20 protein-coding genes are annotated in these 22179 nt (G+C 39.5%); 7 read left to right on the plus strand and 13 right to left on the minus strand.

Annotation, left to right across the window (positions count from 1 at the left end):
• The first annotated feature begins 373 nt into the window (after positions 1-373).
• Positions 374-2962: an ATP-dependent chaperone ClpB gene (clpB, locus tag QX565_RS01350; protein ID WP_289290830.1), complete on the plus strand. Its 2589-nt coding sequence runs from the start codon at positions 374-376 to the stop codon at positions 2960-2962.
• Between the two features lie 71 nt (positions 2963-3033).
• On the opposite strand, the gene QX565_RS01355 is transcribed toward clpB, so the two are convergent.
• The 6 genes from QX565_RS01355 to nusB form a co-directional block, all read right to left on the minus strand.
• Positions 3034-3273: a hypothetical protein gene (locus tag QX565_RS01355; protein WP_289290831.1), complete on the minus strand. Its 240-nt coding sequence runs from the start codon at positions 3271-3273 to the stop codon at positions 3034-3036.
• Positions 3274-3766: 493 nt separating this feature from the next.
• Positions 3767-4201: a DUF5606 family protein gene (locus tag QX565_RS01360; protein WP_221648587.1), complete on the minus strand. Its 435-nt coding sequence runs from the start codon at positions 4199-4201 to the stop codon at positions 3767-3769.
• A gap of 104 nt (positions 4202-4305) precedes the next feature.
• On the minus strand, positions 4306-4914 hold the full coding sequence (coaE, locus tag QX565_RS01365) for a dephospho-CoA kinase (RefSeq protein WP_289290833.1): 609 nt from the start codon (positions 4912-4914) through the stop codon (positions 4306-4308).
• Complete coding sequence (locus QX565_RS01370; RefSeq protein ID WP_221648589.1) at positions 4904-5917, minus strand: CdaR family protein; 1014 nt, start codon at positions 5915-5917, stop codon at positions 4904-4906. The genes coaE and QX565_RS01370 overlap by 11 nt, the downstream gene beginning before the upstream one ends.
• Before the next feature lie 22 nt (positions 5918-5939).
• On the minus strand, positions 5940-6263 hold the full coding sequence (gene yajC / locus QX565_RS01375) for a preprotein translocase subunit YajC (RefSeq protein WP_221648590.1): 324 nt from the start codon (positions 6261-6263) through the stop codon (positions 5940-5942).
• A gap of 42 nt (positions 6264-6305) precedes the next feature.
• Positions 6306-7232, minus strand: a complete 927-nt coding sequence (gene nusB, locus QX565_RS01380; RefSeq protein ID WP_221648591.1) for a transcription antitermination factor NusB — start codon at positions 7230-7232, stop codon at positions 6306-6308.
• A 168-nt stretch (positions 7233-7400) separates the two neighbouring features.
• Between nusB and QX565_RS01385 the strand changes: the two genes are divergently transcribed.
• The 4 genes from QX565_RS01385 to QX565_RS01400 all read left to right on the plus strand — a co-directional run bounded on the left by QX565_RS01385 (position 7401) and on the right by QX565_RS01400 (position 9685).
• Complete coding sequence (locus tag QX565_RS01385) at positions 7401-7763, plus strand: DUF3276 family protein (RefSeq protein ID WP_221648592.1); 363 nt, start codon at positions 7401-7403, stop codon at positions 7761-7763.
• A 135-nt stretch (positions 7764-7898) separates the two neighbouring features.
• Positions 7899-8489 (plus strand): 50S ribosomal protein L25/general stress protein Ctc, encoded by a 591-nt coding sequence (locus QX565_RS01390; RefSeq protein ID WP_289290838.1) that lies wholly within the window; start codon positions 7899-7901, stop codon positions 8487-8489.
• A 101-nt stretch (positions 8490-8590) separates the two neighbouring features.
• On the plus strand, positions 8591-9154 hold the full coding sequence (gene pth, locus QX565_RS01395) for an aminoacyl-tRNA hydrolase (protein ID WP_002562013.1): 564 nt from the start codon (positions 8591-8593) through the stop codon (positions 9152-9154).
• 102 nt (positions 9155-9256) lie between these two features.
• Entirely contained in the window at positions 9257-9685 is a 429-nt protein-coding gene (locus QX565_RS01400) for an RNA-binding S4 domain-containing protein (RefSeq protein WP_221648595.1), read from the plus strand.
• 82 nt (positions 9686-9767) lie between these two features.
• Here QX565_RS01400 and QX565_RS01405 read toward each other — a convergent pair whose 3' ends face one another.
• The 7 genes from QX565_RS01405 to susR form a co-directional block, all read right to left on the minus strand.
• Positions 9768-10193 (minus strand): HIT family protein, encoded by a 426-nt coding sequence (locus QX565_RS01405; protein ID WP_221648596.1) that lies wholly within the window; start codon positions 10191-10193, stop codon positions 9768-9770.
• 153 nt (positions 10194-10346) lie between these two features.
• Positions 10347-12599 carry a monovalent cation:proton antiporter family protein gene (locus QX565_RS01410; protein WP_289290840.1) on the minus strand — a complete coding sequence of 751 codons (2253 nt, stop codon included), beginning with the start codon at positions 12597-12599 and terminating at the stop codon, positions 10347-10349.
• Positions 12600-12738: 139 nt separating this feature from the next.
• Positions 12739-13824 (minus strand): glycine cleavage system aminomethyltransferase GcvT, encoded by a 1086-nt coding sequence (gcvT, locus tag QX565_RS01415; RefSeq protein WP_289290842.1) that lies wholly within the window; start codon positions 13822-13824, stop codon positions 12739-12741.
• Between the two features lie 49 nt (positions 13825-13873).
• Positions 13874-15100, minus strand: coding sequence for a peptidase T (pepT, locus tag QX565_RS01420; protein ID WP_221648599.1), 1227 nt, complete (start codon positions 15098-15100; stop codon positions 13874-13876).
• Positions 15101-15236: 136 nt separating this feature from the next.
• On the minus strand, positions 15237-16643 hold the full coding sequence (locus tag QX565_RS01425) for an amidophosphoribosyltransferase (RefSeq protein WP_002562019.1): 1407 nt from the start codon (positions 16641-16643) through the stop codon (positions 15237-15239).
• A 185-nt stretch (positions 16644-16828) separates the two neighbouring features.
• Positions 16829-18985 carry a glycoside hydrolase family 97 protein gene (locus tag QX565_RS01430; RefSeq protein ID WP_289290844.1) on the minus strand — a complete coding sequence of 719 codons (2157 nt, stop codon included), beginning with the start codon at positions 18983-18985 and terminating at the stop codon, positions 16829-16831.
• A gap of 167 nt (positions 18986-19152) precedes the next feature.
• On the minus strand, positions 19153-20718 hold the full coding sequence (susR, locus tag QX565_RS01435; RefSeq protein WP_289290845.1) for a SusR family glycan utilization regulator: 1566 nt from the start codon (positions 20716-20718) through the stop codon (positions 19153-19155).
• 156 nt (positions 20719-20874) lie between these two features.
• Here susR and crcB point away from each other — a divergent pair, with 156 nt between their 5' ends.
• Together crcB and QX565_RS01445 are read left to right on the plus strand one after the other, a co-directional pair.
• On the plus strand, positions 20875-21258 hold the full coding sequence (gene crcB / locus QX565_RS01440; protein WP_289290846.1) for a fluoride efflux transporter CrcB: 384 nt from the start codon (positions 20875-20877) through the stop codon (positions 21256-21258).
• Positions 21259-21310: 52 nt separating this feature from the next.
• Positions 21311-21979 carry a pentapeptide repeat-containing protein gene (locus tag QX565_RS01445; RefSeq protein ID WP_221648603.1) on the plus strand — a complete coding sequence of 223 codons (669 nt, stop codon included), beginning with the start codon at positions 21311-21313 and terminating at the stop codon, positions 21977-21979.
• Positions 21980-22179 lie beyond the last annotated feature (200 nt).

Consider the following 22179-nt stretch of genomic DNA (forward strand, 5'->3'; position numbering starts at 1 on the left):
TTTATACAGATAGCATTAATCTTCTAAAAGTTTTGGTACAAACAGGAATGGTGTAAGGAAAGAGTAGAAATTCAAAGTTGTTTCAAAGCTTTGAGAAAAAATTCTCAAAGCATATGAAACAACACTCTCAACGTATTGAGAAAAGACTCTCAATAGGTTGAAACACTTTTCTCAATACGTTGAAACAAAATGAAACATTAAAGAGGCTGAGAACTTCTCCGCAAACAACATTGCACATAAATATAAGAGCAGGACATTTTGTCAACCTATTATCTAAAATTACTGAAAAAATGGCATAATATGTGCATTGGCAAATCTTTTGCGCCCTTTCAGTGTTATTAGAAACGTGAAAATAAGAAAGGAGACATAAGATATGAACTTTAACAACTTTACCATTAAGTCACAAGAAGCGGTGCAGGAGGCCGTCAATTTGGTCAAAGCCCGAGGGCAACAGGCCATCGAGCCGGTCCATCTACTAACGGGAGTAATGAAGGTAGGCGAGAACGTTACCAACTTCATTTTTCAGAAGTTAGGAGTAAACGGACAACAGATTGCACTGGTTGTTGATAAACAAATTGACTCATTACCTAAGGTTTCCGGTGGAGAACCCTATCTGAGCAGAGAGTCAAATGAAGTACTTCAGAAAGCAACCCAGTATTCCAAAGAAATGGGTGACGAGTTTGTTTCACTGGAACATCTGTTATTGGCTTTATTAACTGTAAAAAGTACTGCCTCTACCATTCTCAAGGATGCAGGTATGGCGGAAAAAGAATTACGCAGCGCTATCAGCGAACTGCGCAAAGGAGAGAAAGTAACTTCACAATCAAGCGAAGATACTTATCAGTCACTCGAAAAATATGCTATCAACCTAAACGAAGCAGCACGTAGCGGTAAACTCGATCCGGTAATCGGACGGGATGAAGAGATACGGCGTGTACTACAGATATTGAGTCGCCGTACAAAAAACAATCCTATCCTGATCGGTGAGCCAGGTACCGGTAAAACGGCTATTGTAGAAGGTTTGGCACATCGTATATTGAGAGGTGACGTACCCGAAAACCTGAGAGACAAACAAGTATATTCTCTGGATATGGGTGCATTGGTAGCAGGCGCCAAATATAAAGGCGAATTTGAAGAACGATTGAAATCGGTGGTCAATGAAGTAATGAAATCCGAAGGGAACATTATTCTGTTCATTGACGAAATACATACACTGGTGGGTGCCGGAAAAGGTGAAGGTGCCATGGACGCTGCCAATATTCTAAAACCGGCATTGGCTCGTGGAGAACTGCGCGCTATCGGTGCTACCACCCTTGATGAATATCAAAAATATTTTGAAAAGGATAAGGCATTAGAACGTCGTTTCCAGATTGTACAAGTGGACGAACCGGATACCCTAAGTACTATTTCTATCCTCCGTGGATTGAAAGAGCGCTACGAAAATCACCATCACGTACGTATTAAAGATGATGCTATCATCGCTGCAGTAGAATTGAGTAGCCGTTATATCACCGATCGTTTTTTACCGGATAAGGCTATCGACCTGATGGATGAAGCAGCAGCCAAACTACGCATGGAAGTAGACTCTGTTCCGGAAGACCTGGATGAGATTTCACGTAAAATCAAACAATTGGAGATTGAACGTGAAGCCATCAAGCGTGAAAAGGATCAACCTAAATTGGATACAATAGGCAAAGAGATAGCCGAATTGAAGGAACAGGAGAAATCATTCAAAGCGAAATGGCAAAGTGAGAAATCACTGATGGATAAGATTCAGCAAAACAAAGTGGAAATTGAAAATCTGAAGTTTGAAGCTGAAAAAGCTGAACGTGAGGGTGATTACGGAAAAGTAGCCGAGATACGTTATGGCAAGTTACAGGCTTTAGATCAGGAGATAAAAGATACACAAGAAGAACTGAGACAAATGCAGGGAGGTTCTGCAATGATTAAAGAGGAGGTAGACGCTGAGGACATTGCTGATGTAGTATCCCGCTGGACAGGAATCCCCGTCAGCAAAATGTTACAAAGTGAGAAAGACAAACTGCTCCATCTTGAGGAAGAACTTCATGAGCGGGTTATCGGCCAGGATGAAGCAATTGCTGCCGTAGCCGATGCAGTACGCCGTAGCCGTGCCGGACTGCAAGACCCAAAACGGCCGATTGGCTCATTTATCTTCCTGGGAACTACTGGTGTAGGTAAAACAGAATTGGCTAAAGCACTTGCTGAATTTCTGTTCGATGACGAAACAATGATGACACGTATTGACATGAGTGAATACCAAGAGAAACACAGTGTTTCCCGCTTGGTCGGAGCTCCTCCGGGATACGTAGGATATGATGAAGGCGGACAATTGACAGAAGCCATCAGGCGTAAACCATATTCAGTAGTATTGTTTGATGAAATAGAAAAGGCGCATCCGGATGTATTCAATATCCTGTTGCAGGTATTGGATGACGGACGATTGACAGACAACAAAGGACGTGTGGTCAATTTCAAAAACACAATCATCATCATGACTTCAAACATGGGAAGCTCCTATATACAGAGTCAAATGGAAAAACTCAACAGCTCCAACAAAGAAGAAGTAGTTGAAGAGACCAAAAAAGAAGTGATGAACATGTTGAAGAAAACAATTCGTCCGGAATTCCTGAACCGTATTGATGAAACAATCATGTTCTTACCATTAACGGAGAAAGAGATCAGGGAAATTGTTTTGCTACAGATTAAAGGTGTTCAAAAGATGCTTGCTGGCAATGGTGTAGAACTGAAACTGACAGATACTGCCATAAACTTTATAGCGCAAGCCGGTTATGATCCGGAGTTTGGTGCACGACCTGTAAAAAGAGCGATCCAACGTTATTTGCTCAATGACCTGTCGAAAAAGTTACTTGCACAAGAAGTAGATCGCAGTAAAGCAATCATCGTTGATGTTGCGGGGGATGGATTATCATTCCGCAACTAAAATAAAAACAGATCCTTATATACAATGCCAGTATGTTACACAATATACTGGCATTTTTTATAGCAAAAAACTTAATAAATAATTCTACGTACTACCACCTCACTGGCAGGATGCAGTATAACAAGTACGTAGGCTCCACGCTTCGGAAGTTCTAATGTCAATGAGGAGGAAATACATAATTCTTTTACCTGCAAATATCCGTTATCATTATACAAATAAACCATTGTATTTATAAGCAAATCACTCAGACACAATACTCCCTTTTCTGTGTCTAACTGAAACTCGAATGTTTTGTTTGACCTTTTATCCATACCCCATTTACATCCATCTTCCAGTCCCCCAAGAAGATATTTATATATAAAAGCGTGGGAACTGTTGCCATTATCGCACTTGAGGCTCTGGACTGCCACTATTCAAATAATGTACAACAACACCCCACGCCCAATACCATATATTTGCATATACAGCGGAGCATGAGCGCTTGTTTCCATTATTCCTGAATAGTGAAATTGTCCAGATTTCAAGTACAGAATAATATAATAAACGCCTTTGTTCTAAGTAATTACTAAGCAATCCTCCCTCCTGACTTTTCAGAAATCGGTGGATTGCAACAAAGATAAGTAAAAAGCTCTGAATCTTATAAAGGAAAGCTCAAAAATATTCCTGCAAATATATAGTATAAGCAGAACAGAACGAGTTCCTTTTTGTTTAAAGCATTCCAATAAAAAAAGAAAAAGCGTGATAAACATCCTCAAAAGATATTTATCACGCTTCTTTTATAACTGAAAAAGATATCAGATCATCTTATTCCGCTGTTTCTACAGCCTCCTCTTGTTCTTCTGTGGCATCTTTAAACTCAGTAATTCCATTTGTAACAAGAATGTTATACCATGAAATTAATTTTTTAATATCGGTCACATATACCCTCTCACGATCAAAATCAGGCAACACTTCTGCCAGATAAGCTCGCAATTCCTCCACAGTAGCCTTCTTAGGATCAATAGAAGCAGTTCCCACATTTTCTTTTTCCTTGATTGACTCAAGAACATCACGCAAAGGAACTTCAGCATCATTTGTATACATTGCTATATCTGCCAGAGAAATAATTTTTTCATTTCCGTAAGCCGGGAAACGCTTTTTTTCTGCGCTAACAGATTCAACAATCAGCATATTCTTTCCCTGCGAAATAAGTTTATACAATCCCGGTTTTCCGGAGATAGACAAAATAGTCTTCAACATAGTATATTCTTTTTATTTATTAGTTATTTTTTCGGTGGGCAAAGATAGTGTAAGCCAAAGACAATACAAAATAAGCAAGCCTATTTTTATTGTTAAGACAATACCTATTTTCCCGAAAGAGAAGCAATATTTTCAAATAGCAAAGAAATTAGTTCCAGAACCTGTGGAATTAATGGCACTTCGCCGTCATTAACAATTACAAACTCGGCTTGTTTACGCTTTTCTTCATCACTCATCTGGCTTTGTATACGCTTCATTATAAGTTCACGCGAGGAACAATCACGTTTGATAGCACGCCGTACACGTAGTTCCAATGGGGCATACACCACCACCACCACATCTACTTCAGCAGCAAAACCCGATTCTATTAATATGGCAGATTCCATACCTACTATAGGAGAAAGCGATTGCCTCTCTACCCAGCGACGAAAATCGTCCTTTACCTGCGGATGAATAATTTCATTGATTCGCCTTGTATGATCCGGATGCCCAAAAAGATAAGAAGCCAGAAATGCTTTATTCAGTTCACCGCCTTCAAAAACTTTGTCGCCCAGCAAAGCACAGAGTTCCTTCCGAATGAAGGGATCTGTATTTGTCAATCTTTTAGATTCAATATCGGCTATGTACACAGGAATACCCATCACTTCCAGCAATCGTGAAACAACACTTTTGCCACTACCTATACCACCGGTTATGCCTACTTTAATCGCCATTAGAAGATACTTGTTCTATAAGAAAATCAACCTTTTTAGGTGTTATACGAATATGACTCACCCCATTAGGAATAGATTTGAGTTTTACCGTATACTTATCTGAACCCAACTTTAGTAGCTCTTCATAAGATATATTTATAATAAAGGAGTTTGCTTCAATCTTATAAAAGTTGTGATACCCTACCTGAAAAGTTATCTGTACCTTTGAAGGAAAAGTACGCAAAACCTTATCAGCAGGAAAATTAACTCCATGCAAAGGTACTTCAACTGTCTTTTCCGTATACATATCTACCGGAAAAGTTAAATCTACAGCATTGGGAATAAACTTAGCCCCTTTTACCTCTGCCAGAGCAACATGATGTGTCAATGTATCCGCAATATTGCTCAGGTCAACCTTACGCGTATAGGCAGTAGTTATTGTATCCAGAATAGCAACAGGAGCATAAACCAAAACAGAATCCGGTGAATAGATCGTATCGGATAGATAGTATTGCCGGGCGGCAGTCACTTTACCCTGCATTTTCACCGGAACACGTTTTGATCTACCGGTAGAGTATATGTATTCCAGTGTATCGGGCTTTACAGAAACCAACCGGGTAGATACATTCAGTTGACTCATAATTTTTTTCTCAAACTCTGACGAATAAATCCGCACATGATTATTTCGGGCACTATAGTCATTGAAATTGAGATTCACCGGAAAAAAGCTTTTCCCTAACATATAGTTTAACAAAACGGTTCCCCTGTCTTTTACCTTAATACGCAGTTCAGAAGGAGGCTCCGAGGTAATTACTACATCATTGGGAACTTCTTTCAAACGGACAGGAATAGAAAATTCCGCTTCATAATCATTGTTTAAAGTTTGAAGAAGCCAGAAACCACTGGCTATAAGGAAAAAAAATAAAAAGATCAGGAATTCCCTACTCTTTTCACTGAGTAAAAAGTTCCTAATCTTTTTAGAAAATCTCAAATAAATATACTTTATATCCCTACGTTCAAACATAGGCTTTATTTATGTTTATAGCTTATTTAGCTGGCTGCTGACTAGCAGCAGAAGCATCAGCAAAAATAGAATTCTTATCTATCTTAATTTTTACATTAGTTGCAATTTCAAGTACAATGTGGTCATCATTAATCTCTTTAATAATGCCATGTATACCTCCGGCAGTGATAACCTTTTGATTCACCTGAAGAGATTTACGGAAATTAGCAATCTCTTTTTGTTTTTTGTTCTGAGGGCGAATCATAAAGAAATACATGATAACAAACATTGCTATCAGCATAATCCACATCAGACTTCCGTCGGGACCAGCAGCAGGAGCTTGCAGTAATACAGTCAATAAATTCATAAATAATCTGTTTTAGTTTTTTAATCTATAATAGCAAAGGTATCAGTTTTTCGCCAACTTACCTTCTTTTTTTAATTGATTAACAATTCCATCCAAAGTTCCATTGATAAAGCTACCACTCTTAGCAGTGCTATAAAGCTTGGCAATCTCTACATACTCATTTAACGAAACACTGACCGGAATGTTCGGAAAACTCAGAATTTCTGCCAAAGCAGTCTGCATAATAATTACATCCATAAATGCAACACGATCCAAATCCCAGTTCTTGGTATTTTCGCTAATGAGATGGCGGTAGTAATCTGCATTCAGAATAGTACGGCGGAAAAGACGACGTGCGAATTCCTGATCTTCATCATCTTTAAATTCCGGAAGTAAAGTCTGATTTGCACCGTTCTTTTCTTCAAAACGTTTAATGGTTTTCAAAACAAATGTATCTACAATCTCTTTGTCATCATTCCAATACAAACTCTGGTCTTCTAACACCTGATCCAAAGAGTCGTTATTAAAAACAAATGCTTTGTAGAGCTTTCTCCATAGTTCACGGTCGACTTCATAAGAACTATCAGCAGAAGCCATATATTCTTTATATATATCTGACTCCACTATTTTATCATAAAGTTCTTTGATAAAATCCTGATCGTTAGCCCATGTTCTTTTTTGATTGGCTATAAACTCTGTCAATTGTTTATTTACTTCAAGTTGCGCTACGAATTTGTTTTCAACAAATTTCATGTTAGGATACAACTCTTCTTTGGTAGGTTTCAGTTTGGCTTTTGCTGTGTCAATACGTTTTTGTGCGTAGTCCGTCAATGCAATCATAAGCATCAACAAATAGTTGTAGAGGTCATAAGCCTTCGAGAGGCTAAAAAACAACTCTTTCTCCGCTGAGTCTAAATTTTTGCTGCCGTTCTGATAGTAAGCATACACTATCTGTATGATTTTTAGACGAATAAGAACTCTGTTAATCATAATCTTTAATAATACTGTTATTAACGAATTGCAAAAGTAGATATTTTTAATGAGTTTCCACAAATAAATCACATTTTTTAATGTTGTATTTCATTCTCTGCCCTTTTTCTTTTGACAGTTGAAAAAAAAGTTCCAATTTTGAAGCCGATTATAAACAGACCTAATGATATGGAAGATTTAAAAAAGAAAATGAGTATAGATATGAATGATAAAGAGATTGTATTCTCAAAGTCCATTAAGGCTGGTAAGCGTATTTATTATCTTGACGTAAAGAAAAACCGTAAAGACGAAATGTTCCTTGCCATCACTGAGAGTAAGAAAGTGATTATGGGCGAAGGTGATGACTCGCAGGTAAGTTTTGAGAAACATAAGATTTTCTTATACAAAGAAGATTTCGATAAGTTCATGACCGGACTGACTCAAGCTATAGAGTACATCAACGACCAGCAGGGACACACTGTGAAAGAGGAAGAGCTTATAGAAGATGTACAGCCAACTGATGAAATAAAAATAGATATTGATTTTGAATAACAATTTCTTTGATATTTCAAAAAGAAAGCGTACTTTTGCACCGCTTTTTTGCAACATTGTGTGGGTATCACACCGTGTGATGGTGAATTAAGCACTCAAATCACTTAATTTAGAGTAACACAAAAAAATTAAAAAATGAAATCAATTGAAGTAAAAGGAACTGCAAGAACTATTGCAGAACGCTCTTCTGATCAAGCCAGAGCATTGAAAGCTATTCGTAAAGACAACGGTGTACCTTGTGTACTTTACGGAGGTGGTGAAAATATCCACTTTACTGTACCTGTAGAAGGTCTGCGTAATTTGGTTTATACTCCGCACATTCATGTAGTAGACCTGATTATTGATGGCAAAAAAGTAAATGCTATCCTGAAAGATATTCAGTTTCACCCAGTAAAAGACAACATTCTGCATGTTGACTTCTATCAGATTGATGAGGCTAAACCTATTGTAATGGAAGTTCCGGTACAGTTGGAAGGTCTTGCAGAAGGTGTTAAGGCCGGTGGTAAGCTGGTTTTGCAGATGCGTAAGCTGAGAGTAAAAGCTCTTTATAACATCATCCCGGAAAAATTGACAGTAAATGTTTCTCACTTAGGTCTTGGTAAGACTGTTAAAGTGGGTGAACTGAGCTATGAAGGTCTTGAATTATTAAATGCCAAAGAAGCTGTTGTATGCGCAGTTAAACTGACTCGTGCAGCAAGAGGTGCAGCTGCTACTGCAGGAAAATAATCACAGAAATACTTCTATCAGAATATTTCGGAACGCAGATTATCACAGATTTTGGTCTGTGTTAGTCTGCGTTTCTTTTTCATTTCAATACATCTTTATTTATGAAATACCTCATTGTAGGATTGGGTAATATTGGCCCCGAATATCATGAAACACGCCATAATATAGGTTTTATGGTAGTAGATGCTCTGGCAAAATTAAATAATACTCCATTCGTCAGTGGACGTTATGGTTCTACTGCTTCTTTTTCGATAAAAGGACAACAATTACTGTTGCTTAAACCTTCTACATTTATGAATTTAAGTGGATTAGCTGTTCGTTACTGGATGCAGGAAGAGAAAATTCCACTGGAAAATGTACTGATCGTGGTAGATGACCTGGCATTGCCCTTCGGTACCCTTCGCCTAAAAGGAAAGGGAAGTGACGCCGGCCACAATGGCCTGAAACATATCGCGGCCACACTGGGAACACAAGACTATGCACGTCTACGCTTTGGAATAGGAAACGAATTCCCACGTGGGGGGCAAGTTGATTTTGTACTCGGACATTTCACAAATGAAGATTGGAAGACAATGGATGAGCGTTTGGAAACCGCCGGAGAGATTATTAAAAGCTTTTGTTTAGCAGGAATCAATATAACAATGAATCAGTTCAATAAAAAATAAGAACAAGTATAATTTACCATGTACAATGTACAAATTTGTAGTATGGTAAAATGACAAATCTAAAAATTGTAAATTGTAAATCGTAAAATTGTAAATATCTCTATGCCTGAAGCAAGAATAGATAAATGGATGTGGGCTGTACGTATTTTCAAGACACGTACGATTGCCGCAGAAGCCTGTAAAAAGGGACGAATCAGTATGAATGGTTCATTTGTAAAAGCAGCCCGAATGATTAAGCCTGGAGATGTTATTCAGGTGAAGAAACCTCCTATCACATATTCATTCAAGGTACTGCAAGCCATCGAAAAACGTATTGGTGCCAAATTGGTTCCCGAAGTGATGGAAAATGTAACAACGCCCGACCAATATGAATTATTAGAAATGAGCAAAATCAGTGGATTCATAGATCGTGCCCGCGGCACAGGTCGTCCTACGAAAAAAGACCGCAGAAGTATAGAAGAATTTACTACTCCGGAATTTATGGACGATTTTGACTTTGATTTCGATTTCGAAGAAGAGGGAGTTGAGTGATAAGTGGAATAGTGATAAGTGATTAGTACCATGCGGAATATGGCGCAGTAACTAATCACTTATCACTACTCACTCGCCACTATTACAAGTTTTCTTTCACCGCATCTATCAGTTCCTGATATTCGGCATCTGTCAGATAGACTTTCCCCGGATTCATCTGAAATGTAGCACCATAATCCGGTCCGTCTACATATTTAGGGGCTAAATGAAAATGCAGATGAGAGAGTTTATCAGAATAAGCACCATAATTTATTTTTTCCGGATGGAAAGCTTTATCCATCGCACGGGTCACACGAACCACATCTGCCATAAATGCATTGCGGTCTTCATCACTCAATTCATTCAAATCATTCACATGATCTTTGTATGCCACAAGGCAACGTCCACGATAGGTTTGCTCTTTAAAAAGAAACACGCGTGATACACTTAGCTGTGCAATCTCAATCATCAGATTGTGCAGCGTTTCATTGTTCTGACAGTACAGACATTCTTTAGGATCGCTTTTCATGATATAAAATTCTGTTTTAAATTTATACGAAAGCAAAGATAATGCAAACCGAGCTCAGAATAAAATGAGCTTGTTCGTTTTTTATGCCGAGATGCAGCTTATCTTCGCTTTTTGGCAAAGATAAACATATGATGTTTATCTAATGTCGATTTTTTAATTCTTTTGCCCGACTAATTGGTAAACATCCTCTTTTTCGCCAACTACCCACAACACATCCCCTTCCTCAAACGGAGCATTAACGTCCGGAGTCATCAGCATTTCTTCGCCACGTTCCACTCCAGCTATCAGACAATGATACTTATCACGAATACCCGATTCACGCAAAGTCTTGCCTAGAAAAGCACAATCAGAATCAATCATAAACTGCTTTAAAGTCATCTCACTCTTTTCAAAGACATCACTGTCTACATAAGAACCGCGCGACATATCTTCTCCAAATACATTCAATTGTTCATCCGTACCAATCACCTGAATCTTATCCATCGGAAACAACCGTACACTTCCTCCCGGAATATTAATACGCCGTTTCCCACGAAGAATTGAAACAACATGAACTCCGTATTTCTTCCCCAAATTTAGTTCAAGCAATGTTTTTCCCGACCAAAGAGATTCGCCCGGAATTTCAAAATCGGCCAGATGCAAATCACGGGAAAGTAATCGTCCTGCATACTCAGGTTTTTTCTCTCCCATATATTCGGCCCGTACATCCCGGGAACGAAGATTTTGAAAAAACTTCCGCTCAATCAATATAGACCTTTTCTTTAGTTGGCGTGAGAGCACCATCAATACAACAAGCAATATAGCTACACCAATTATCAGCCCTATTGACGATTTAAAGAGCTGGGCAATGATAAACATAACGAATAATACCGCAATCACCATACGTAATACAATCGTTGAAACCAACGGAGCACGATTGGCACGATGAGCCTCCCAAAGAGTAGTAAACTCAGTCGAATGATTCTTCTTCACCATTATAGCACGCAGGAAAGGTGATATACATAAAATAGTAAAAGCAGCTCCCAGTAATGAGCCCCAAAATCCAGGCAGGTTTTCACGGAAGAACGGAACAACAAAACGAAACGACAGAGCTATCACAGAAATACTGACAATGGAATATACCACTACGATTCGAGCCATCGCAAAAAGAAGTTTACGCCATAGGTTTTCATGATTCAACGTTTGTGAACCAGAGGAATAACGAGTCAGGAAATTTCTCCAGGATTCGGGCAAATGCCTATCAACAAAACTGGATGCCGGCTCTGCCAAACGAATCATATAAGGAGTAAGAAAAGTAGTAATCACCGAAACTGCAACCACAATCGGATAAAGAAAATCACTCGTCACATGGAGTGCCACCCCTAATGAGGCAATAATAAAGGCAAACTCTCCAATCTGTGTCAGACTGAACCCACATTGCATGGCCGTCTTCAAAGGCTGACCTGCCAAAACAACTCCAAATGTGCCAAAGAGTGCTTGTCCTACTATGACAGCAAGAGTTATCACCAGGATAGGCAACGCATATTCCCCAATCATTGCAGGATCTACCATCATACCGACAGAAACAAAAAAGATTGCACCAAAAAGGTCTTTAACGGGTTTCACTAACCGATCTATGGACTCTGCTTCTATTGTTTCGGCAAGAATAGAGCCCATAATAAAAGCACCAAAAGCAGCAGAGAATCCGGTATTAGCAGCAATTACCACCATACCAAAACAAAGAGCCAAAGAAACAATCAGCAAAGTCTCTTCACTCATCAGCTTACGGCAACGCTTTAGAAACTCAGGAATAAGGTAAATACCGACTACGAACCAAAGAATCAGGAAGAAAAGAAGCTTACCGATACTTTCAAGCATTTCGGTACCCTCAAAGTTATTGCTCACGGCCATTGTAGAAAGCATCACCATAAGAACAATAGCAAGAATATCTTCCAATATCAGAATACTCAGTACTAATCCGGTGAATTGCTTCTTGCGTAACCCAAGATCATCAAACGCCTTATAGATAATAGTCGTTGAAGACATTGCAATCATACCTCCCAAAAAGATACAATCCATCCGTTGCCACCCAAAGCTCATCCCGACACCGGCTCCCAGCAAAATCATACAAAATATAATGGTACAAGCCGCAATAACGGCAGTCCCTCCTACTTTCACTATCTTCTTAAAACTGAATTCGAGTCCCAATGCGAACAGAAGAAATATTACACCGATATCGGCCCATGTCTTAATATTAGCAGTATCCATCACCGAAGGAGTATAAGGCATGTGAGGACTGGCAAGAAAACCGGCGACAACATACCCCAACACCAATGGCTGTTTTAGTTTTTTAAACAACAGGGTCATAATACCTGCAGAAAGCAGTATCAGTGCCAGGTCGGCTATTAATGTGGGTAAGTTTGACATTTTCGTTTACTTCATTTACTTTTATTGCATACAAAAGTAAAGGAAAATCAAACTCAAATTCCGCCTAAGACAAAAAAAAATTATGCCTTAACCTAAAATTTATTAAGTTAAGGCATAAATCAGAAAGAAAAGCTCTTATTTATTTCCGGAACGGTGGTCTTACAACCGAGGCTTTCAATTTACGTCCACGCATATCAATGTAAATTTCTGTTCCCAATTTACTATATTCCGGTTTAACATATCCCATACCAATTCCTATTTTACGAACAGGCGACATCGTCCCCGAAGTAACCACTCCTATCTTTTCACCTTCCGCATTCACTAACTCATAGCCATGACGGGGAATGCCACGATCTATCATCTCGAATCCTACCAGTTTACGTATTGTACCTTCTGCTTTCTGTTTTTCAAGCATGAAACGATTGATAAAATCCTTCCCGTCTATAAACTTAGTAATCCAACCTAATCCTGCCTCAATGGGTGAAGTGGTATCATCCAGATCATTACCATAAAGACAAAAACCCATTTCAAGACGAAGCGTATCACGTGCTCCCAACCCAATTGGTTTGATACCAAATTCGGCTCCGGCTTCGAAAACAGCATTCCATATCCTGTCGGCAGCATCCGGATAAAAGTAAAGTTCAAAACCTCCTGCACCGGTATATCCGGTATTGGAAATTATCACATTCTTTTCACCTGCAAATTCTCCTTCCTTAAATGTGTAATAAGGTATCTCAGAAAGATTAATATCCGTCAGTTTCTGCAAAGCAAGAATGGCCTTCGGCCCTTGTATGGCAAGCTGCGCTGTACGGTCGGAAGAATTTTCAAGTTCCGCCCCTTCGGTATTATGCAACACACACCAGTTCCAGTCTTTCTCAATATTAGAGGCATTGACTACCAAGAGATACTTCTGGGGATCATATTGATACACCAACAAATCGTCTACGATACCCCCTTTTTCATTAGGAAAGCAAGTATATTGCACTTTACCGGGAGCAAGTGCAGCTACATTATTAGAGGTCACTTTCTGAAGAAAAGCCAATGCATTAGGACCTTTCACCCAGAATTCACCCATATGAGACACATCAAACACACCAACAGCATTGCACACCGTAAGATGCTCGTCGATGATACCTGTATATTCAATAGGCATATTATATCCGGCAAACTCATGCATCTTAGCACCCAGCGCAATATGCTTGTCGGTAAATGGAGTGGTTTTCATTATTTACGATTTATGAATTATGATTTATGCGGTTTACTTCCTGACAAGATCAGGCTTCTTTGGCTACAAGTTCTGCGATCTTTACAATAACCTTCATGGCCTTTTCCATATTCTGGATAGGCACAAACTCAAAACGTCCGTGGAAATTCAGTCCACCTGCAAAGATATTAGGGCAAGGCAATCCTTTGAACGAGAGTTGTGCACCATCCGTACCTCCACGAATCGGCTTCACATTCGGTTTCACACCCACAGCTTCCATAGCCGCAAAAGCAGTATCAATAATATGCATCACAGGTTCTATCTTTTCGCGCATGTTATAATACTGATCGCGGAGTTCAAGTACAGCAGTATCTTCACCGAATTCAGCATTTATTTTTCTCACCAGATGAGCCATTTCACGTTTACGACTTTCAAACCTTGAACGGTCGTGGTCACGGATAATGTAAGAAAGCGTAGTCTGCTCCACATCTCCCTGAATACCGATAAGATGATAAAAACCTTCATATCCTTCTGTATGTTCCGGTGTTTCATGACGTGGTAACATACTGATAAACTGATTGGCAATACGAATCGAGTTGATCATTTTATGTTTAGCATAGCCAGGATGTACATTACGTCCTTTAAACACAATCTTGGCGGCGGCAGCATTGAAATTCTCATATTCCAACTCTCCTACTTCACCACCATCCATCGTGTAAGCCCACTCACAGCCGAATTTCTCTACATCAAACTTGTGTGCACCTTCACCTATCTCTTCATCGGGATTAAAACCAATACGGATTTTTCCATGTTTAATTTCGGGATGTTCTTTAAGATAAGCCACTGCAGAAATAATCTCGGCAATACCTGCTTTATCATCAGCTCCCAACAAGGTTTTTCCATTGGTTACAATTAAGTCTTCTCCTTTATGAGCAAGCAACTCCGGAAATTGTGCCGGACTAAGTATTACTCTGTCTTCTGCATTGAGTACAATATCTGAGCCGTTATAATTTTCTACAATACGAGGTGTTACATCCTTTCCACTCATATCGGGACTTGTATCCATATGGGCTATAAACCCAATAGTGGGTACTTCCTTTTCCGTATTTGCCGGAAGAGTGGCGAAAAGATAGCCATATTCATCCAGTGTAATTTCTTCCAAGCCTAAAGACTCCAGTTCTGATTTCAGATATTTGGCAAAAACCATCTGTCCCGGAGTACTGGGAGTAAGCCGTGTCTCTTCATTTGATTGAGTATCAAAGCTTACATACTTCAAAAAACGTTCTACTAAAGTCATGATATTTACTATTTTATGATTTACTATTTACGATTGATAATACATTTGCCGTAAAGGTAAAAAAAGAGCCGTGAATTGCCAAGCAAATCACAGCTCTTTTTTTTGAATATACTTATTATCAGTTACTAATAGTTATTTAAAAATGGCTACTACCATCAAAACAATGGGTACATACCTGACATTTTGGTAGCCCAATAGCTTCTATTAAAGTTTCCAACGTATTAAACTTCAACGAAGAAAGGCCGAAGCGCTTAGCTATAATATCTACCATCTTTTCGTATTCCGGCGAACCCGTTGTAGCATATTTCTCCAGGTTCTTATTTTCGTCTCCTTCCAGTTCCTTAATAATACGGCGGGTTATCAGTTCCAACGCATTCTTTGAAGCGGTGAAACCCACAAACGGACAAGCATAAATCAGCGGCGGACAGGCAATACGCATGTGAACCTCTTTTGCACCACATTCATAAAGCACTTTTACATTGTCACGCAACTGTGTTCCACGCACAATAGAATCATCGCAAAATAACAAACGTTTACCATCAAGCATAGCACGGTTGGGAATCAATTTCATCTTCGCTACCAGCGATCGCATCTCCTGGTTGCTCGGAGTAAAGCTACGCGGCCATGTCGGAGTATATTTTGAAATAGCACGATGATAGGGAACTCCTTTTCCTTCAGCATAACCCAAAGCCATACCTACCCCCGAATCCGGAATACCACACGCACAATCGACTTCCGAAGTATCCTTCTGTCCCATCTTCATCCCACTGGTGAAACGTACTTCCTCTACATTACGCCCTTCATAGCAAGATGTAGGGAAACCATAGTACACCCACAGAAACGAGCAAATCTGCATACCTTCATCGGGTTTGCGCAACTGTGTCATGCTATCAGCACGCAAGTGTACAATCTCACCAGGACCAAGATATTTTTCTATTTCGTAATCAAGATTAGGAAAACTACTCGACTCACTCGTGGCAGCATATGCCCCCTCTTTCTTACCAATCACAATCGGTGTACGCCCCCATCGGTCACGGGCGGCAATAATACCATCTTCTGTCAATAAAAGCATAGAGCAGGACCCTTTAATGTGTTTGTACACATTCTCGATACCTTCAACAAAAGTTTTTCCCTGAATGATGAGTAGTGCGATAAGTTCAGTTTGATTGGTATTGCTGGAACTAAGTTCCGCGAAGTGCATGTGTTGGGAGAGTAGTTCTTCCTCGAGTTCTTTTAGGTTTACGATTTTTGCGACAGTAACAATGGCGAAGCGTCCGAGATGAGAATTAATAACGATAGGTTGTGCGTCTGTGTCGCTGATAATGCCTATTCCGGCATTTCCTTTAAATTTATCCAGATCGGATTCAAATTTGGTGCGGAAATATGAACTTTCCAGGTTATGAATGGAACGGATAAAACCTTGCTCTTCACTATAGGTTGCAAGACCGCCCCGTTTTGTCCCCAAATGTGAATTATAATCTGTGCCGTAGAATAAATCGGTCACACAGCCCACTCGTGAGACTGTTCCGAAAAAACCTCCCATATAAGATTCTTTTAATTAGTGTTAGTTTAAAAAAAGACAGTGCAAAAGTACAAAAAAGAATCTGACCGGAAAAGAAATAATGTGCCAATTAAACAATGTGCCAATATGCCAATTGGCTGCGCAACGTTGACACGCTGACACGCCGTATGGCAATTGGCACATTGGCATATTAGCAGATTGGCTAATTATTTAAACTTCTTCATCTTTTTATCTGCCGGAGCAGCTTCAATGATACTCATTGCAAAACCACCACTACGGGCCAATTTGGTAGAAATCTTTGTTTTGTTAGTTACCAAACCTTTTTTAATCTGATAAGATGTCGGATTTGATTCGTAATCTGCATCCTTGCCGTCTGCATAAAGAGTAGCTACATATTGTTTTCCCGGTTCCAGAAAATCAAGAGTGAAAGTAGAGGTACGGGCATTTTCATCAGTAATACCACCTACAAACCAGTTATTTGTACCTTTTGCCTTACGGGCTACGGTAATATAATCTCCCGGTTCAGCTTCCAGATATTTGCTGTCGTCCCAATCTACAGCCACATCTTTAATAAATTGGAAAGCATCCATATAGCGCTCATAATTTTCGGGAAGATCAGCTGCCATCTGAAGCGGACTGTACATCGTTAGGTAAAGAGCCAACTGTTTTGCCAGAGTAGTATGTACAAAGCTGTGTTCTCCTGTCAGAAAAGACAATTGAGTATCAAAGATACCCGGTGTGTAATCCATCGGACCACCAATCTGACGAGTAAAAGGAAGCAATGTAGTGTGGAACGGTTTGCTACCGCCAAAAGCTTCGTATTCAGTACCACGGGCAGACTCATTTCCGATAAGATTGGGATAAGTACGACATAGCCCGGTAGGACGAACAGCTTCGTGAGCATTTACACAAATCTTATAGTCGGCGGCTTTCTTCACGGCATAGAGATAGTGATTATTCATCCACTGACCATAATGATGTTCGCCCCGAGGAATGATATTACCTACATAACCACTCTTCACCGCATTATATCCGTTATCAACCATAAACTGATAGGCCTTATCCATATGACGTTCGTAGTTGCGTACAGAAGCAGATGTTTCATGATGCATCATCAGTTTCACGCCTTTACTCTTAGCATAGTCATTCAGCATTTTCACGTCAAAGTCAGGATATGCAGTAACAAAATCGAATACATAATCTTTGGAGTGACCGAACCAGTCTTCCCATCCTTCATTCCATCCTTCAACCAATACTTGGTCAAATCCATGTTCGGCAGCAAAATCAATGTAACGTTTTACATTCTCATTGTTAGCACCATGCTTGCCGTTTGGCTTCGTTTTTGAATAATCGGTTTCACCAAGTTTCACAGACAAAACATCATCCGTATAAGCCCAGCTACTCTTTCCGGTAATCATTTCCCACCACACACCTACATATTTCACCGGTTTAATCCAGGAAACATCTTCATAAGCACAAGGATCATTCAGATTAAGCGTCAATTTAGAAGCAAGAATATCGCGGGCATCATCACTTACTATCACTGTACGCCACGGAGACTTACAAGGAGTTTGCATATATCCCTTATCTCCCACTGCGTCCGGAGTAAGCCATGACTCAAAAACAAGATTCTTGTCATCCAGATTCAGATTCATACAAGAGTAATCCACCAAAGCAGCTTCATGCAGGTTGATGTATAGTCCGTCAGCTGTCTTCATCTGCAAAGAAGTTTGTACTCCGGTTGGTGAAAAAGAGGCCTGCGATGCATTGTCTGTAATAGCTCCATTCATTAAGCCACGGATTTCAGAAAGTTTAGACTCCGTATAATCATATTCCTGTGTGTCATAATCACCCGGAATCCAGAAAGCAGTATGATCACCAGTCATGGCAAACTGTGAATGTTCTTCCTTAATAACAAAGTAATTCAGATTCTTTTGCAATGGAAATTCATAGCGAAAGCCCAAACCATCGTCATACAAGCGAAAACGGATAACGATGTTACGATCCTGCGCTTTCTGATCCAGTGTTACTGCCAATTCATTGTAATGATTGCGAATAGACTTTACTTCACCCCAAACCGGTTCCCAGGTTTCGTCAAAAGTACTTGTCTTGGCATCAGTCAATGTAAACCCATTCATTAGTCCCGGGTCGTTTTTAAGTTCCAACCCCAACTTCGAAGGTTTGATTACTTCCTTATCTTTATAAGAAAGTTCATACACCGGTTCGCCTTGTGCGTTCACCGAAAAATTGAGTTTCAAAAGTCCGTTAGGAGAAGTAATACTTTCGGCCATAGCTGCTGTGCTTATTAATAAAGCGAGCAAGAAAAAAGCCATCTTGATGGTTAGTGTTTTCATGTTAATCATGATATGAATTAATAAATAAAAATCGTATGGCAAAGATAAACAGGAAATATTCAGATACACTCCCCATATAAATGGAATATAAAAGAAATATCTGAAAACGTTTGCATAAGTTTCTTATTATTAATGAGATAATCAGAAGATTAAAAACAGAAAATATAAATGGGTATTCACTCTACCGCTCCTATTTTGAGGATTTCTTCTTCAAATTTGTCCCGGTTAATGGCTTTATTCTTGACTTTGTTCCGATAGGTATAGATGGTATTGATTGAATAGTGCAGAAAATTAGCAATCTTGGAACTGTCATCAATCCCCAAACGAATAATGGCAAAAATGCGTAACTCGGTATTCAGCAATTCGCCGGTTTTAAGGACGAAACGTTCTTCGGGCTGTAACAGTTCATTGAACTCTGCCACAAAGTTGGGATACAGATGCAGAAAAGCATTGTCAAAATTAGCATAAAACTCTTTCTGCTCTACTCCTGCAAACTGTGAAGACTTGGTTAGCTTTAATAATTCCTCTGATTGTCCTGCTGTGATCTTCCTGTTCACAGTACTCCGAAAACGATCCAGCTTTTCGATATAAATAGAGCAAAGATTAAGAAAATGGCCGATATATTCCTCTTTGATGTGATTTGCCTGTTTCAGGTTTCGTTGAGTAACGGACAATTTTTTCATTTGTTTATATATTAAGATTACAGAAACAATCAGAAAGGCAGAAAGTATACTGACTACAATCAGAAAAAAGATCAATTGATGGCGCTGCCGTTCTATCTGTTGCTTATAAGCCCCCTCAATCACAGGAAGAACACCTGATATCTCAATGGTACGCAAACGGGCATTACAGAAAATAGCATCCTCAAGCGAACGCTTTATATAACGATATGCGCGGGATACATCTCCCCGTTCATAAAGAACAAAAGCCAGATTGGACAAAGCAGCATTCTCTTTGACTGATGCTTTTATATCCGAAATAGCAGATAACGCCAGATATCTCTCATATGCATCTGTATGTTTTTCATCTTTATACAAATGAGCCAGTGAAAAAGCAGCACGGGCATAGATATTAGAAGTTTCGGGTTGATCATGCAGTAATCCCAACAGCACTTTTTTGGCATGACTAAACTGTTGATTAGCTATAAAACGTTCGGCTTCGTAAAGACGATATTCCGGTAAAGCCGGTGAAAGTACGGCGAGTAAGGAATCCCGGTATACATTTTGTCGCCTGATATAGTCCGTTGCATAGGGGCTGTTATGAGAGTAATTAACAAGAAAAGAATATAGCTGACGCCCACAATTATAAAAAGCAGGAAGTAAACTATCCGGCAACGTAGCACGATTGATACCATACAGCGTTTCCCATGCTTCCTTGTACATCCCGGAAATAGACAATACAGATGTCTGACAAAGACGAACGTCATCAGCCAACGCGATACTGCGTAAAGAATCGGCTATCAACAAGCTATTATCAAAATATTTCATGGCAGAGTCTGAAACAAAGAGTTCATATTCAGTTCCCAGTTCCTTATTGAGGATAAACTGTTGCCGCAACGTAAGAGAAGGATAATGTAAAAGTCGCTTCAAACTATCTATACGTTCTTCTTTCTGTTTCATATATATTTCCTGTTGCCCCATTATCTTATCCAAGCGGACAAGAACGGAATCCACTCCTTTGCCAGCCAATGCTACAAGGGCACAACAGAAGAACGATATCATTACTAAAAAAAATCTTTTCATTATCCGACATTTTTACTTTAGTGTTCAAAAGTACATAAAATCCACTAAAATCTACCACCTTCACTTCTCTAAAACAAGCTGTACCTCAACATTACACAAATAAATTTGTTTCTGCTTCTGATTAATACTATTTTTGCCCCGATTAGCACAAAAAGAATGAAAGAGATCGTTTATATATTTATCGGAGGTGGCGTAGGAAGTGTGCTTCGCTATCTGGCACAAATCAGCATTAACGAACGGATGTCCGGTATAGGTTTTCCTTTCTCGTGGGGAACTTTTATCGTAAATATTGCCGGTAGTTTTCTGATCGGTTTATTCTACTCAGTATCCGAGCGCTGGAATCTGTCTATGGAAATGAGATTATTTCTCACCACAGGACTGTGCGGAGGATTTACCACTTTTTCCACCTTTTCCAACGACGGATTAAGTCTGCTGAGAGGAGAGTTTTACAGCACATTTCTGCTTTATGCCTTATTGAGTATTGGATTGGGATTAGTAGCGGTAATGGCCGGAGGAGCAGCAGGAAAGCTACTGGGATAAAATCAACAAAAACACATTATAACTAAAGCCACTACAAATACCGTAATATATAATGAAACAACCCCGGAATAATAAACCTCAAATAGTTCGTATCGCTGCTCCCATGATCGAAGAGCAGGAAGAGAGCTTGAAAACTTTAAAAGACTTATTAGAGCAAGAGGAGACGGTATCCAGCCTCTCGTTTAATAAAAATAACGAAGAATTCATTCATACTCCTTATCGGACTATTAAAGAGTGCACATTCAGTGGTCTCACTTTCAGAGATTGTCAACTAAAATCAGCCCAACTCACCGATGTACGTTTTGAGAATTGCGACTTATCCAATATCTCTTTTGCCGAAAGTTCTCTTTACCGGGTAGAATTTATTTCTTGTAAACTGGTAGGGACTAATCTCTCTGAAACCACCCTCAATCATGTCTCATTCCGCGAATGTAACGCAGCTTATATTAATGTTGCCATGAGCAAAATGAACCAAGTTCGCTTTTCCGGTTGTCATTTTAGAAACGGTAGTCTCAACGATTGCCGGTTATCATCTGTAGCTTTTGATAATTGCGATTTGGTGGAGGCAGATTTCTCTCACACTTCGTTACGAAGTATCGATCTTCGTACTTCACGCATCAGTGGAATCGTACTAAACATCAGCGATCTGCGAGGTGTTATCGTTAATTCATTGCAAGCGATGGATTTGCTTCCCATGTTAGGAGTTGTTATTGAAGATTAGGCGTAAGAGATTTATCCTACATCGTATGGAAATGAAGCAGTTCACCACGGAGGACACGGAGAGCACAGAGATATTATTTTCTCTGATGAAACGCGGATGATCGCAGAATTCTAAGACCTGCACAAATATTTGTGCAAGAAAAAACAGTTAAATAAGTTAAATGGGTTGCTATCTAGTGTAGCAGCCTGTTTAACTTTTAT

The organism is Bacteroides sp. 41_26, assembly GCF_949740115.1.
Taxonomy (GTDB): Bacteria; Bacteroidota; Bacteroidia; order Bacteroidales; family Bacteroidaceae; genus Bacteroides; species Bacteroides nordii.